Source organism: Streptomyces sp. NPDC043896 (assembly GCF_056435605.1).
In genome coordinates, this window is sequence record NZ_JBWKEE010000017.1 from 127,550 (window position 1) to 142,634 (window position 15,085).

The 15,085-nt window shown below is 73.8% G+C and carries 10 protein-coding genes; 3 read left to right on the forward strand and 7 right to left on the reverse strand.

Annotated features, from left to right (window positions below; translation table 11 throughout):
• Window positions 1-93 precede the first annotated feature (93 nt).
• The gene (locus tag AC069X_RS24320; protein ID WP_478731435.1) at window positions 94-1,557 is read left to right on the forward strand and encodes a GuaB1 family IMP dehydrogenase-related protein; all 1,464 of its coding nucleotides are present in this window, start codon (window positions 94-96) and stop codon (window positions 1,555-1,557) included.
• 73 nt (window positions 1,558-1,630) lie between these two features.
• Here AC069X_RS24320 and AC069X_RS24325 read toward each other — a convergent pair whose 3' ends face one another.
• From AC069X_RS24325 to AC069X_RS24355, 7 genes are all read right to left on the reverse strand, one after another.
• Entirely contained in the window at window positions 1,631-2,836 is a 1,206-nt protein-coding gene (locus AC069X_RS24325; RefSeq protein WP_478731347.1) for a sensor histidine kinase, read from the reverse strand.
• Window positions 2,833-4,566, reverse strand: coding sequence for a sodium/solute symporter (locus tag AC069X_RS24330; RefSeq protein ID WP_478731349.1), 1,734 nt, complete (start codon window positions 4,564-4,566; stop codon window positions 2,833-2,835). The genes AC069X_RS24325 and AC069X_RS24330 overlap by 4 nt, the downstream gene beginning before the upstream one ends.
• An 84-nt stretch (window positions 4,567-4,650) precedes the next feature.
• Window positions 4,651-4,926 (reverse strand): hypothetical protein, encoded by a 276-nt coding sequence (locus tag AC069X_RS24335; protein WP_478731351.1) that lies wholly within the window; start codon window positions 4,924-4,926, stop codon window positions 4,651-4,653.
• Window positions 4,927-5,085: 159 nt separating this feature from the next.
• Window positions 5,086-9,237 (reverse strand): nSTAND1 domain-containing NTPase, encoded by a 4,152-nt coding sequence (locus AC069X_RS24340; protein WP_478731353.1) that lies wholly within the window; start codon window positions 9,235-9,237, stop codon window positions 5,086-5,088.
• Window positions 9,238-9,411: 174 nt separating this feature from the next.
• Complete coding sequence (locus tag AC069X_RS24345; protein ID WP_478731355.1) at window positions 9,412-10,212, reverse strand: LytR/AlgR family response regulator transcription factor; 801 nt, start codon at window positions 10,210-10,212, stop codon at window positions 9,412-9,414.
• A gap of 100 nt (window positions 10,213-10,312) precedes the next feature.
• Window positions 10,313-11,248, reverse strand: coding sequence for an SCO0930 family lipoprotein (locus AC069X_RS24350; protein WP_478731437.1), 936 nt, complete (start codon window positions 11,246-11,248; stop codon window positions 10,313-10,315).
• A 141-nt stretch (window positions 11,249-11,389) separates the two neighbouring features.
• Complete coding sequence (locus tag AC069X_RS24355) at window positions 11,390-12,406, reverse strand: GDSL-type esterase/lipase family protein (RefSeq protein ID WP_478731357.1); 1,017 nt, start codon at window positions 12,404-12,406, stop codon at window positions 11,390-11,392.
• A 586-nt stretch (window positions 12,407-12,992) separates the two neighbouring features.
• On the opposite strand from AC069X_RS24355, the gene AC069X_RS24360 reads away from it, so the two are divergent.
• Both AC069X_RS24360 and AC069X_RS24365 read left to right on the forward strand, forming a co-directional pair.
• Window positions 12,993-14,462 (forward strand): amino acid permease, encoded by a 1,470-nt coding sequence (locus AC069X_RS24360; RefSeq protein WP_478731359.1) that lies wholly within the window; start codon window positions 12,993-12,995, stop codon window positions 14,460-14,462.
• A 10-nt stretch (window positions 14,463-14,472) separates the two neighbouring features.
• On the forward strand, window positions 14,473-14,928 hold the full coding sequence (locus AC069X_RS24365; protein WP_007262967.1) for an Lrp/AsnC family transcriptional regulator: 456 nt from the start codon (window positions 14,473-14,475) through the stop codon (window positions 14,926-14,928).
• Window positions 14,929-15,085 lie beyond the last annotated feature (157 nt).

Genomic DNA, 15,085 nt, shown 5'->3' on the forward strand with positions numbered 1-15,085 from the left:
AGCCCGGGCGGCGTGAACGCCAGGTCGTGGGAGAATGAAGTACGTGCGTTTCCTCGGCTGGGTGCCCCGTCGAGGCCGTAGAAAGATCCTTCGATCGACTGGGATGTTCAGCACGTGCGTTTCCTCAATGACCTGAAGCCGCCGTACGACCTGACGTACGACGATGTGTTCATGGTGCCGAGCCGCTCCGCGGTCGGCTCCCGCCAGGGCGTGGACCTCTCTTCGCCCGACGGCACCGGCACCACCATTCCGCTCGTCGTGGCGAACATGACCGCCATCGCGGGCCGCCGCATGGCCGAGACCGTCGCCCGCCGCGGTGGAATCGTCGTCATCCCCCAGGACATCCCGATCGAGGTCGTCACCGACGTCATCTCCTGGGTCAAGACCCGCCACCTCGTGCTCGACACCCCGATCACGCTGGCGCCCACCCAGACCGTCGCCGACGCGCTGTCGCTGCTGCCCAAGCGCGCCCACGGCGCCGGCGTGGTCGTCGACGCGGACAACCGCCCGATCGGCGTGGTCACCGACCACGACCTCACCGGCGTGGACCGCTTCACCCAGCTCTCCGAGGTCATGTCGAAGGAGCTCCTGCTCATCGACGCCGACATCGACCCCCGCGACGCCTTCAACCAGCTCGACGCCGGCCACCGCAAGCTGGCCCCGGCCGTCGACAAGGACGGCAGGCTGGTCGGCATCCTGACCCGCAAGGGCGCCCTCCGCGCGACCCTGTACACCCCCGCCACCGACGCCGAGGGCAAGCTGCGCATCGCCGCCGCCGTCGGCATCAACGGCGACTTCGTGGGCAAGGCCAAGCAGCTCCTCGACGCCGGCGTGGACACGCTCGTCATCGACACGGCCCACGGCCACCAGGAGTCGATGATCAGCGCGATCAAGGCCGTGCGCGCCCTGGACCCGAAGGTCCCGATCGTCGCCGGCAACATCGTCGCCGCCGAGGGCGTCAAGGACCTCATCGACGCCGGCGCCGACATCATCAAGGTCGGCGTGGGCCCCGGCGCCATGTGCACCACCCGCATGATGACCGGCGTGGGCCGCCCGCAGTTCTCCGCGGTGCTGGAGTGCGCGGCCGAGGCCAAGAAGTACGGCAAGCACGTCTGGGCCGACGGCGGCGTCCGCCACCCGCGCGACGTGGCGATGGCGCTGGCCGCCGGCGCCTCCAACGTCATGATCGGCTCCTGGTTCGCCGGTACGTACGAGTCCCCGGGCGACCTCCAGCAGTCGGCCGAGGGCCGCCTGTACAAGGAGTCCTTCGGCATGGCCTCCGCGCGCGCCGTGCGCAACCGCACCTCGGAGGAGTCGGCCTACGACCGCGCCCGCAAGGCGCTGTTCGAGGAGGGCATCTCCACCTCCCGCATGTTCCTCGACCCGGCCCGCCCGGGCGTCGAGGACCTGATCGACTCGATCATCGCGGGCGTCCGCTCCTCCTGCACCTACGCCGGTGCCGGCTCGCTCGCCGAGTTCGAGGAGAAGGCCGTCGTCGGCATCCAGTCCGCCGCCGGCTACGCCGAGGGCAAGCCGCTGCACGCCAGCTGGAGCTAGTACGCCGTTCCCGTGGCCCCGTCCCCGCCCCTCCCGGCGGGGCCGGGGCCACGGACGTCTCCGCCGCCGCGCGTCAGAAGGGGGCCACGCCCGCCCGGTACTTGGGGATGCGGACGGTGACCTTCATCCCGGCCCCTACACCCGTCTCCACGACGAGCCCGTAGTCGTCCCCGTACACCTGGCGCATCCGCTCGTCCACGTTCGGCAGGCCGACCCCCGACGCGGACCCCGCCGCCTCCCCGGCCAGGATCCGCCGCAGCCGCGCCGGATCCATCCCCACACCGTTGTCCTCGATCGTCAGCACCGCCTCCGAGCCCGCGTCCCGCGCCGCGATGGTGATCCGGCACTCCTCCGTGGAGTCCTCCACCCCGTGCTTGACCGCGTTCTCCACCAGCGGCTGCAGACACAGGAACGGCAGCGCCACCGGCAGCACCTCGGGCGCCACCTGCAAGGTCACCTTCAGCCGGTCCCCGAACCGGGCCCCCGCCAGTGCCAGGTACCGCTCGATCGACCGCAGCTCCTCGGCCAGCGTCGTGAAATCCCCGTGCCGGCGGAACGAGTAGCGCGTGAAGTCGGCGAACTCCAGCAGCAGCTCCCGCGCCCGCTCCGGATCCGTCCGCACGAACGAGGCGATCGCCGCGAGGGAGTTGAAGATGAAGTGCGGGGAGATCTGCGCCCGCAGCGCCTTGATCTCCGCCTCCATCAGCCGGGTCCGCGCCCGGTCCAGCTCCGACAGCTCCAGCTGTACGGACACCCACCGCGCCACCTCCGTCGCGGCCCGCACCAGCACCGCCGACTCCCGCGACCCGTACGCCACCAGAGCCCCCAGCACCCCGTCCTCACCGGTCAGCGGCGCGAACACCGCCCACTTCAACGGGCACCCCGGCCGCTGGCAATCCGTCCGCAGGCTCTGGCTGCGCCCCGACTCCAGCATCGCCGCCACCCGGGCCATCGCCCGCCGCTGGTGGTGGTCGGCGCCCGGACCGTCCCAGGCCAGCACCGCCTCCCGGTCCGTCAGGCACAGCGCCTCCGTCCCGAGCAGCGAACGCAGCCGCCGGGCCGCCTTGCGAGCGGCGTCCTCGGTGAGCCCCGCCCGCAGCGGGGGAGCGGCCAGCGAAGCGGTGTGCAGCGTGTGGAACGTGGCCCGCTCGACCGGGGTGCCCAGGTCCAGCCCCGCCGACCGCTCCCCGTGCCGGGCCTGCCACCGCCCCCCGGCCCAGCCCAGGCCCAGCAGCAGCACCGCCACCGCCGTGAGCACCGTCACCTCCGCCCCGGTCACCGCGGGCCCCCCGCCGCACGCTCCCCGGCCACGTCCTCGGGCAGGTGCAGCCGCGCCAGCGCGGCCGCCGCCCCCGCCGGCACCCGGGACCGGGTCGCCAGCGACACCAGCACCATCGTCAGGAACCCCAGCGGCACCGACCACACCGCCGGCCACGCCAGCAGCGCGTGCGCCCACCCCTGGGGAACCACCCCGCCCCGCGTGGCCAGCACCGCGCCCAGCGCGGCCCCGCCACCGGTGAGCAGCCCGGCCACCGCACCCGGCGGGGTCAGACCCCGCCACCAGATCCCGAGCACCAGCAGCGGGCAGAACGAGGACGCCGACACCGCGAAGGCCAGCCCCACCGCGTCCGCGACCGGCACCCGGCTCCCCACCGCCCCGCCCGCCAGCGGAACCGCCATCGCCACCACCACCGCCAGGCGGAAGCTCCCCACCCCGCGCCGGGGCAGCACGTCCTGGTGCAGCACCCCCGCGACCGCCATCGTCAGCCCCGAGGCCGTCGACAGGAACGCCGCGAACGCGCCCCCGGCCAGCAGCGCCCCCAGCAGGTCCCCGAGCAGCCCGCCCAGCAGCCGCTCCGGCAGCACCAGGACCGCCGCGTCCGCGTTCCCCGTCAGCGCCAGCTCGGGCGCGTAGATCCGGCCCAGCACCCCGTACACCTGCGGCAGCAGGTAGAACACCCCGAGCAGCCCCAGCACCACCAGGGTGGTGCGCCGGGCGGCCCGCCCGTCGGGGCTGGTGTAGAAGCGCACCGCCACGTGCGGCAGGCCCATGGTGCCGAGGAAGGTGGCCAGGATCAGCCCGTACGTGGCGTACAGCCGGTGCTCGCGGTCACCCGTCGACAGCGGCTTCGACCAGCCCGGCGAGTCCGGGGCAGCGCCCGCCCGGGAGTCCGGGACCGCGCTGCCCGCGGTGAACTCCAGCCGGGTGTGCGCCGCCACCGTGTGCCGGCCCGTCTCCAGGGTCAGCACGGCGCCCGTGTGGTCCCGGCCGTCCACCCGCCCGGTCACCGTCAGCGTCAGCGGGGCGTCCACCGACAGCCGGACGTCCTGCCCGAGGGTGACGGCGGTGTGCTCCCGGAAGACCGCCGGGGCGTCGAAGGAGGCCCGCGGCGCGCCGTCCCCGGCCCACGCGGCCAGCAGGAAGAACGCGGGCACCAGCAGGGCGCACAGCTTGAGCCAGTACTGGAAGGCCTGGACGAAGGTGATGCTGCGCATCCCGCCCGCCGCGACGGCCGCCGTGACCACGAACGCGACGACGACCCCGCCCGCCCAGTGCGGGGCCCCCGTCAGCACGGTCAGGGTCAGCCCCGCCCCCTGGAGCTGCGGCAGCAGGTACAGCCAGCCCACCCCGAGCACGAACACCACCGCGATCCGCCGCACGGCCTGCGACTGGAGCCGGGCCTCCGCGAAGTCCGGCAGCGTGTACGCGCCCGAACGCCGCAGCGGGGCCGCGACCAGCACCAGCAGCACCAGGTACCCGGCCGTGTAGCCGACGGGGTACCAGAGCATCTCCGGCCCCTGGAGCAGCACCAGCCCGGCGACACCGAGGAACGACGCGGCGGACAGGTACTCCCCGCTGATGGCCGCCGCGTTCAGCCGGGGACCGACCGTCCGCGAGGCCACGTAGAAGTCGGAGGTGGTCCGGGATATCCGCAGCCCCAGCGCGCCCACCAGCACCGTCACCAGGACGACGGCGGTGACCGCGGTCAGCGCGTACGTCTGGTTCAACGGAGGGTCCTTCGGCGGGGGAGGGGATCCTGGGAGTCTACGCAGCGCCCCCGGCGCGACAACAGGCCCGTTCCGGCCCGCCGGTCACAGCGCCGGGTCCCGGTGCTCCGCGCAGTCGCGCAGGGCGATCTCCAGCTCCACGTACGACTCCTCCGCGCGCCGGAAGGCGAGCGTCAGGGCCGCCTCCGCGCGCGGCGGCAGCGTGCGACGGGTGCCCTCCCGGGCCTCGTCCAGCACGTCGGCCCAGCGGGCGGCCGCGCTGCGCAGCCGGGCCAGCAGCTCCTCGGCCTCGGCGGGCCCCGAGGGCCGGGTAGGGGGCAGTCCGCTCAGCGCGTCCAACAGCGCCTGGATCTCGGACATATCGCTCCTCCCGGGCCGGATGGTCCACGATAGGCCCGCCCATCCCCGCCGACGGCCCGCCCGGTACCCCCCTGCGGCCGACGGGCCCGCCGGATCGCCGTACGCCCGTCCCGGAGCGACGAACGGCGCCTTGGTACGCCGGGCGGTCGGGCGCGGGGGTCAGCGGGAGGGGCAGACCGGGCCGCCGGCGTGGTTGGGGAGGTAATCGGCGCGTTCCTGGACGGTGACGTCACGGTTGACGGCACGGCAGATCTTCTCGATCGCCGCCGACGGCTGGAAGTGGACGTCCCACAGCCGCGCGGTGTGGTCGGCGCTGCTGGTGGCGAGGGTACGCCCGTCGGGGCTGAACGCGACCGACAGCACCGCGTTCCGGTGTCCGGGGAGCGTCGCGCGGGGCTTGCCGTTCGTCACGTCCCACAGCCAGACGTTCCAGTCGTCGCTGCCGGTCGCCAGCATGCTCCCGTCGGGGCTGAACGCCACCGAGGTCACCGCGTACAGATGGCCGCGCATCGTGGTGACCGTCTTGCCGGCGGCCACGTCCCACAGCCGCACGGTGTGGTCGCGGCTGCCGGTGGCGAGGGTGCGCCCGTCGGGGCTGAACGCCACCGCGCCCACCTCCGCGGTGTGGCCCCGCAGCGTGTCGTGGGTGATGCCGGTGGCCGTGTCCCACAGCCGCACGGTGTGGCTGCTGCCGGCGATGGCGAGGGTACGCCCGTCGGGGCTGAACGCCACCGCGTGGACCCATTCGTCATAGCCGGTGCTCGCGGTGCTCGGCTTGCCGGTGGCCACGGTCCACAGCCGCACCGTCTTGTCGTCGCCGGCGCTCGCGAGGGTGCGCCCGTCGGGGCTGAACGCCACCGACTGCACCCAGTCCGTGTGACCGGTGAGGGTGTGCAGGAGGGTTCCGGTGTCCGTGTCCCAGAGCCGGACGGTCTTGTCGCCGCTTCCGGTGGCGACGGTGTTCCCGTCGGGGCTGAACGCCACCGCGCCGACCCAGTCGGTGTGACCGCTGAGGGTGCGGAGCTGCCTGCCGGTGGCCGTGCTCCACAGCCGGACGGTCTTGTCGCCGCCGGCGGTGGCGAGGGTGTTCCCGTCGGGGGTGAACGCCACCGAGTTGACCCAGTCGGTGTGGCCGGTCAGCGCGGGGCGGCTGGTACGGGCGGTCGTGTCCCACAGGCGCACGGTGTGGTCGGCGCTCGCCGTGGCGAGGGTGCGCCCGTCGCGGCTGAACGTCACGAGGAAGACCGCGTGCGTGTGGCCGGTCAGGGTCCTGCGGGCGGCGCCGGTGGCGGTGTCCCACAGCCACACGGAGTGGTCGAGGGAGGCGCTGGTCAGGGTCTGTCCGTCGGGACTGAACGCCACTGACGTCACTTCGTCGGTGTGTCCGGCGAGCGTGGCGCGCGCCTTGCCCGTGGCCACGTCCCACGACCGCACCTCGTAGTCGGCGCTGCCGGTGGCCAGGACGCGTCCGTTGGGGCTGAACGCCACCGACGTCACCGCGCCCGCGTGGCCGGTGAAGGTGCGGAGGTGCTTTCCGGTCGCCGTGTCCCACAGCCGCGCGGTCCCGTCGGCGCTCCCGGTGGCGAGGGTGCGTCCGTCGGGGCTGAACGCCACCCCGTACACGTCGCCCGTGTGGCCGGTGAGCGTGGCGCGGGTGGTGCCGGCAGCCGGGTTCCACAGCCGCACCGTGTCGTCGAGGGCGGCGGTGGCGAGGGTGCGTCCGTCGGGGCTGAACGCCACCGCGTACACGTCGTCGGCGTGGCCGGTGAGGGTGGCCCGGGTGGTGCCGGTGGCCGGGTCCCACAGCCGCACCGTCTTGTCGTCGCTTCCGGTGGCGAGGGTGTGTCCGTCGGGACTGAACGCCACCGACTCCACTCCCTCGGTGTGACCGCTGAGGGTCGTGCGGGTGGCGCCGGTCGCCGTGTCCCACAGCCGGACCGCCCTGTCGTCTCCGGCGCTGGCCAGGGTGCGGCCGTCAGGGCTGAACGCCACCGTCCACACCTCGTCCGTGTGGCCGGGCAGGCGCAGCCGCAGTGGTCCGACCGCGTTGTACTGCAGGCTTTCGACTGCTTCGGGAGTGTCGTGCGTGCGGTACGCCTGGACGGCCAGCAGCGCCGCGAGGTCGGGGCTGCCGGGCATGAGGGTGTTGGCCTGGGCGGCGAGCTGCCGGGACAGGGCCTCCTGGCGCTGGGTGACGGCCGTCCGCCACTGCCAGAGGGCGCCTCCGCCCGCGAGCAGCGCGAGGACGAGGAGGGTGGCCAGCACCATGTTGAGCCGTCGGCTGCGCCGGATGGCGGCCTGCTGGCGTTCCTGGCTCGCGGTCAGGAAGGCCGCGATGTCACTCGGCAGGCGTCGCTGCCGCGACCAGTCCAGGCCCTCCGCCAGGGCCGTTCCGCCGAGCAGGTCCCCCGGGTCGTTGCCCGCGGCCCAGCGGGCGCGCCGGTCGCGGGTCTGGTCGAACCACTCCTGGAAGCGGTGGTCCTGGCCGACCCACTCGCGCAGCGTGCCCCAGTCCTGGATGAGCGCGTCGTGGATCAGCTCCGCGACCGGAGGCCCCGCGGGCGCGTCGGGGCGGCCGGGGACGAGGGGGGTGTGCGTGGTGATGATGCGGTGGCGGGTCAGGGCGGCCAGCACCTCGTCGAACGCGGCATCGCCGTCGGGCCCGGCCCCGGGATCGGCCGCCAGTTCGCGCAGGTCGTGCAGGGGGACCTGCGCCCGGATCGCGGGGATGTGGTGGGCCAGGTCGGCCGGCCGCACCAGAGAGGTCAGGATCCGCTGGGCGATGGGGCGGTGCTCCGGCAGGAGGTGCTCCATGGCCGTGTCGCACCACGTGGTCAGGCTGCCGGTGACCCCGCCGATCCGCCGGTACGCCTCGTGCGTGAGGCAGCCGTCCTGGCGCCGCTCCCAGAGCTGGCTGAGCGTCAGTTCCAGCAGGGGCAGCACGGTCACGGGCGCCTCGCGGGACGAGGTCCCCCCGGGGGTGGTCGCCAGGACGTCGCTGATGATCTGCTCGGGCAGCCCGGGCTGGAAGCGCGCGCCCGTGCGCTCCGCCGGCAGGGTGATGATGTCGTGCAGGTCCTGCTGGCGGAGCGCGCTCGGCACGTTGAGCAGTCCCGGCATGGCCGCCTCGAACATGCGGGCCAGGGCGGCCAGCTGGGGGTAGAAGTCGTCCCGCATGATCAGGATGATGCTGAGTTCGGCACGTGACTTGACCGCGGCGGTGATCTCGTTCGTGGCCGCCATGCGGCGCTCGTGCTGAGGGCCGCTCGCGGACTGGGCGAGGAGCTCCTCGAACTGGTCGACGACCAGGACGACGCGCCGGTGGAAGGGCTCGGCCGCGAGCCTGTGGGTGACGGCGGCGGCGATCCCGTCGGTGGCGGCCCCGGGCAGTCCGGCGCGTTCGAGCTCGGCCAGCAGGTCCTGCCTGGGCCGGGCGACGACGGGCAGCCACCGGTCGCTCTGCGGAAGCTCACCGGCGGCCAGCGCGGGCAGCACACCCGCCTCGACCAGCGAGGACTTTCCCGAGCCGGAGGGCCCCAGCAGCAGCGTGAGCCGCTGCTGCCGGGCCAGGTTCGCCAGCACCTGCCGCACGGCCTCCGCGCGCCCTTCGAACCACTGGGCCTGTTCGGCGGTGAACGGCTCCAGCCCCCGGTAGGGGCACACCGACTGTTCGGCCAGTTCGGGCCACACCTCCCGCAGGACCTGCGTGGGCGTGACGTAGGCGATGCCCTGCCCCCTCTCGTACTGGTCCGGTGCGGCGATCTCGGTGACCATGCCGATGACCAGGCCCGTCACCTCGTCGACGACCGGACCGCCGCTGAAGCCGGTGGTCAGGTCGTTGGCGGAGGTCAGCTGGAGGTGCGTTCCGCCTCCGTCGGCCGCGGGAAGCAGGTCGCCGGCGATCCCGAAGCCGAAGTGCCCGCCGGGCGGGGCCTGGGAGGGGAACCCGAACGAGCGCACCGGGTGGCCCCGGCAGCCCTCCGCCGTCCCCATCGGCAACCCCTTCATGGCCTGCGGCATGCCCCGCAGCCGCACGACCGCCACGTCCTCGGCCTCGGGGGCACGCCACGCCCCTTCCAGGACGTGCCCCTCGAACCGGGGGAAGCCCGCCAGATGGGGGAAGGCCAGCCGTACGTCCCCGCCCGGCTCCGCGCCCGCCTGGCACACGACGTGCGCGCAGGTGACCAGGACGTCCTCGGAGAGCAGGAAGCCCGCGCCGACCACGCCGCCGTCGGGTCCCAGGACCTGGGCCACGGTGGAGAGGAGCCCCGAGGAGAGTCCGCTGTCGGGCTTCACGCCGGTCGTGGCCATGGGACGCACTCCTCCTCCGCCTGCCGTGCTCGTCGCGGCCGGCGGCGATGGAGAGAGGATCGGGAGGGTCGCCCCGGCCTGGACGGCTCGTCGGGCGCCCCCTTCCAGCATGGCCGCATCCGGGCCCTACCGCATCCCGGCGCGTTCCGCATCCCGAGCCCGGCCGGCCGGGGCCTACCCCGTGGCCTGGCGCATCAGAAGGTCCCGGAGCTGGCGGGCGTGGCGGCGGCTGACCTGGAGCTCCGCCGGGCCCACGCGGACGCTCGTGGTGCCCGCGTCCAGGCGGAGCTCGTCGATCCGGCCCAGTGCCACCAGGTGCCGCCGGTGGATCCGGACGAAGCCCCGGGCCGCCCAGCGCTCCTCCAGCGTGGACAGGGGGATCCGTACCAGGTGGCTGCCCTCGTCGGTGTGCAGCCGGGCGTAGTCCCCCTGGGCCTCCACGTACGCGATGTCCGCGATCGCCACGAACCGCGTGACCCCGCCCAGTTCGACGGCGATCTGCTCCGGCGCCCGCTCCGCGACGGCCGGCCCGGCGGCGGGCCGCCGGGCCGCCGCCGGGCCGGGCTGCGGCTCCCGCGCGGGTCCGCCGAGCAGCTCGCGGACCCGCCGGACGGCCTCGGCCAGCCGCTCCGGCCGCACGGGCTTGAGCACGTAGTCCACCGCTTTGAGGTCGAAGGCCTGTACGGCGAAGCCCTCGTGGGCGGTGACGAACACGATCAGCGGGGGCCGCGCGAACCCGGCCAGCAGCCGGGCGATGTCCAGCCCGGTCAGCCCGGCCATCTGGATGTCCAGGAACACCACGTCGATGGCGTCGGGCCCGTCCGGCCCGCTCTCCACCGCCCGGGTGATCCGGCGCAGCGCCTCGGTGGCGTCCGAGGCGCCCTCGGCGCTGCGCACCCGGGGGTCGGAGCGCAGCAGGTAGAGCAGTTCCTCCAGGAGCGGCTTCTCGTCGTCGACGGCCAGTACGCGCAGCATGCGGCCGAGTCTAGGGAAGGGCGCGGGCGGGGCAAACGGGTGCGCGGCCCCCGCCCGGGGGGAGGGAGGCGGGGGCCGCGCGGCCGAGGGGGAGTGGGGGCTACTGGGCGGTGATGAGCTTGCCGTCGGGGGCGACGGCGTACCAGGTCCCGCCGACGCCCTGTCCGTTGGTGTCGCCGGGCTTCTTGTCGCCGGTGAAGGTGTACACGGGCCAGCAGTCCACCGTCTGCTGCTTCTTGCCGTCCGGCCGGTCCAGCACCAGGTAGTTCTTCTCGGTGATCCCCTGGGTGTTCGCCCGGTCGACCGGCGGTACGACCGGCCACTTGGCCAGGCAGTCGCCGGTGCACTTCGAGACCATGGGCCAGGCGGTGTCGGGCTTGAAGCGGTAGACCGTCATGCCGTTGCCGTCGACGATGTGGTCGCCCAGCTTCGGGTCCTTGGCCACCGTCAGGGCGCCCGCTGCCTGGCCGGCCCCGGCGGGAGCGGGGGCGGCCGCCTTCGCGGCCTTCTTGCCGTCGGGGGCGAAGGCGAACCAGGTCCCGCCGACGCCCTGCCCGTTCAGATCGCCCGCCTTGGTGTCCTTCGCGAAGCGGTACACGGGCCAGCCGGCCACGGTCAGCTGCTTGCCGCCGTCCTTGCGGGTGACCTCGCCCAGCAGGGCCGGGTCCATCCCGGCGGCGGCCGTGACGTCGCCCGCCGCGACCACCGGCCAGGCCTTGGCGCAGTCGCCGTCGCAGTTCGAGGCGGGCGGCTCGGCGGTGTCCTTGTCGAAGCGGTACAGGGTGAAGCCCGCGCTGTCGGTGAGCACCGGCCCGAGCCGGTCGGTGGCGGCGATCGCCAGCTGTCCGGCGGGCTTGGCGTCGCCGGCCTGCTGCGCCTGCTGCCCCCCTGCGTAGGGGTCGGCGGCGGGAGCCTGGACGGAGGCGGCTCCGGCCGGCCCGGACGCGCCGGGCCCGGCGTTCGTGCCGCAGGCGGTCGCCGCCAGGGCGACGACGGCGGCGACGACGGCCAGCGGGGTTCCGCGCTTGATGCCCATGGTGTTCTCTCCCACGTGTGTGTCCGCCGGGGACGTGACCTGTCCGGTGCGTCTCGCGCGTCCTCGGAACCCCGGCTGCTTGTGGGGGACACGGCGCCCCGGGGGCGACCTGTTCAGCGGGAGCGGTATGGCGTGTTTCACTCACCCGCCGTCGAACCCGGCCCGCCGCAGGGCCGTGACCACAGCGAGGCCGAGGAGCTGGTGTCCGGCGTCGTTGGGGTGCAGCCCGTCCGCGAGGTGCTCGGGCCCGAGCACGTCCCGGCCCGGCAGCAGGGCGAGCCGGCCGTCCCCGGCGGCGATCCGGTCCCGGACGGCCCGTTCCATCGCGTCCCGCAGCGCGCCGAGGGTGGCGCCGAGGCGGTTGGGGGTCCGTTCGGCGTCGGGCCGCAGCACGGGGGACAGCAGCAGTACGGGGGTGCGCGGATGGCCCTGGCGGACCAGGTCGAGGAAGACGCGCGTGGTCTCGTACAGCAGCGGGGCGGTGAAGGGCACCCGGGACCAGCAGTTGGTGCCGAAGGCGAGGGTGAGGACGTCGGCCGGGAGTGCGGCGAGCTGCTCGGCGGTGGCGAGCTCCCCGCGCGCGGCACCCGCGTAGCCGAGGTTGACGGCGTCCCAGCCCAGGGCCCGCCCGGCGACGGAGGGCCAGCCGTGGGCGGGCCGGGTGGACCACCAGCCCTCGGTGATGGAGTCCCCGTGCACCACCCAGCGCGGGGTTTCCGGGGCGGGGGCGAGCTCGCCGCCGATCCCGCGCAGCCCCAGGATCCGCGGGGACTGCCCCTCGGGCGGGTGCAGGGTGAAGGGGCCGCTCCGCCGCGGCAGTTCGAGGCGCACGACGGACTCCGCGGCGGGCTCGGTGAAGACCTCGGTGAGCAGCCCGTGCCGGTTCCACAGGGCGAAGCCGTGCGCGAGGTCGCGCAGGGCGTCGGTGGGGCCGGGCACGGTGGCCCGGTAGCGGATCTCCACGGCGTGCGCGGTGCGGGTGGTGAACTCCAGGCGCACGCCTATGGGGAGGGTGGCCCGCTCGCCGGTGTCCCAGGGCAGCCGCATGGTGTCGGCCGGGTCGGCGCGCACCGGGCGCCCCCCGTCCAGCCAGGCGACCCCGCGCAGGAAGGGGCCGGGGTCCTGCCACGGCCCGTCGGGGCCCAGTGGTGCCGTCACTCCGCGTCTCCGATCGTCGGGTACGGGAACCGCGCGCCGGCCCCGCCGTCCGTCCCGTCACGTCCCGTCACGTCCCGTCACGTCACGTCACGTCACGTACGGGGACCACCCCGGGGCCGCCGCGTTCACCCGTACCCCGCGCGGACCCGCTTCGACCGCGGCGGAGGGCAACGCGCTCGACGCTCCCCTTCCGGGAACGGCCCCGGGACCCCGGCCCGGCCCGGCGCGGGGCCCGCCCGGACGATCTCGCGGGGCTCCGGATCCATGGCGGCACGCTGCGACAGATCTGACGAAGTGTCAAGGAAAGCACCCGAGGGGGCCGCATGCAGCGATCGATCATCCGTGCGCAACAAACGACCATGCCGGACGGATCCGCGCAACGATCGTCCGTCAATGTGCAAGGATGGTGCATTACGGGCGGTATCACTCAGCTCGTAGGCTCACCCCCTGTACGTGGAGTGGCGCGGACCGCCTGCTCGGCGGTCCCCTCATGCCCAGACGGGCTCACCCCTGTCTGCCAACTGCTCCGGACCGCTGCGGTCGACGCCCGAACCGTCCCCATCCGCAGTGTCAAAGGAGTCCCCTCGTGCTCGATCAGGGCCAGGCACCCACGCTCTCCAAGGAGACGCGCAAGCCCGTGAACCCGCTGATGCGGCGCAAGCCGGTCGAGCGGCTCGTCTCCGAGAGCGGGCAGGGCGAGGGCGGCATGCTGCGCCGCTCGCTCACCATGTGGCAGCTGACCATGATCAGCATCGGTGCCACCCTGGGCACCGGCATCTTCGTCGTCCTCGGCACCGCCGCCCCCAAGGCCGGCCCCGCCGTGACGATCTCCTTCGTCCTCGCGGGCCTGACGGCCCTGCTCTCGGCCCTCTCCTACGCCGAGCTGGCCGGCTCCGTCCCGGTCTCCGGCTCCTCGTACTCGTACGCGTACGCCACCATGGGCGAGCTCATCGCCTGGATCTGCGGCTGGTGCCTGGTCCTGGAGTACGCCGTCTCCGTCGCGGCCGTCGCCGTCGGCTGGGGTGAATACCTCAACGAGCTCCTCGACGGGACCATAGGCATCACCGTCCCCGAGGTGGTCTCCTCGCCGCTGGGCGAGGGCGGCCTCATCAACCTGCCGGCCCTGGTCGTCGTCATGCTCTCGATGGTCTTCCTGATGCGCGGCGCCAAGGAGAGCGCCACGGTCAACTCGATCATGGTCGCGGTGAAGATCGTCACCCTGCTGCTCTTCATCGGCATCGGCGTCATGGGCATCAAGGCCGGCAACTACACCCCGCTGGCCCCGCTCGGCGTCACCGGCATCAGCGCCGCCGCCTCCACCCTCTTCTTCTCCTACATCGGCTTCGACGCCGCCTCCACCGCCGGTGAGGAAGCCAAGAACCCGAAGAAGGACCTGCCGCGCGCGATCATGCTGTCGCTGGGCATCGTCACCGTCCTCTACGTCCTCGTCGCCTTCGTCGCCGTCGGCGCCATGCCGTGGCAGGACTTCGAGGGCACCGAGGCCGCGCTCGCCCAGATCATGACCGACGTCACCGGCACCAGCGTCTGGGGCGTCGTCCTCGCCGCCGGCGCCGTCATCGCGATCTTCTCCGTCGTCTTCGCCGTCCTCTACGGCCAGACCCGCATCCTCTTCGCGATGTCCCGCGACGGCCTCGTCCCCAAGGTCTTCGCCAAGGTCGACGCGAAGACCGGCGCCCCCCGCGCCAACGTGGTGATCGTCTCCCTCTTCTGCGGCGTCCTCGCCGCCTTCATCCCGCTGGGCAAGCTCGCCGACGCCACCAGCATCGGCACCCTCTTCGCCTTCGGCCTGGTCAACGTCGCCGTCGTCATCCTGCGCCGGACCCGCCCGGACATGCCGCGCACCTTCAAGGTGGCCCTCTTCCCCGTCACCCCGATCCTGGGCGCCATCGCCTGCGGCTACATGATGACCGAGCTCGATGCCGCCACCTGGATGGTCTTCGGTGGCTGGATGATCGTGGGCGTCGTGTTCTACTTCCTGTACGGCGTCCGCCGCTCCCGACTGGCCACGGAAGAAGTGGCCACAGCAGAGAAGTGATCCACCCGCAGTGCGACTGAACGATCTCGACGAACGCATCGTGCACGCCCTCGCCGAGGATGCCCGCCGCTCCTACGCGGACATCGGCTCCGAGGTCGGGCTCTCGGCCCCCGCCGTCAAGCGGCGCGTGGACCGGCTGCGGGCCGAAGGAGCCATCACCGGCTTCACCGTCCGCGTGGACCCGGCCGCCATGGGCTGGGAGACCGAGGGCTTCATCGAGATCTACTGCCGCCACAACACCTCGCCGGACGACATCCGGCGAGGGCTGGAGCGGTACCCCGAGGTGGTGTCCGCGTCGACCGTCACCGGCGACGCGGACGCCCTCGTCCAGGTCTTCGCCTCCGACATGAGGCACTTCGAGCGCGTCCTGGAGCGCATCGCGGGCGAGCCCTTCGTGGAGCGCACGAAGTCCGTGCTCGTCCTCTCCCCGCTGCTGCGCCGCTTCACCTCGGGCGCACCCGCCTGATCCGGCGGCCGCCGCGGCGGCCCCCGTCCCGAAGGCCCGGCGGAGTCCCGTCCGTCCTCCCGGCGGAGCCCCCGCGCGGAAGGCCCGGCGGAGTCCCACGCCGCCCTTCCCGGCGGAGTCCCAAGCCGCCCTTCCCGGCGGAGTCCCCGTCGGAAGG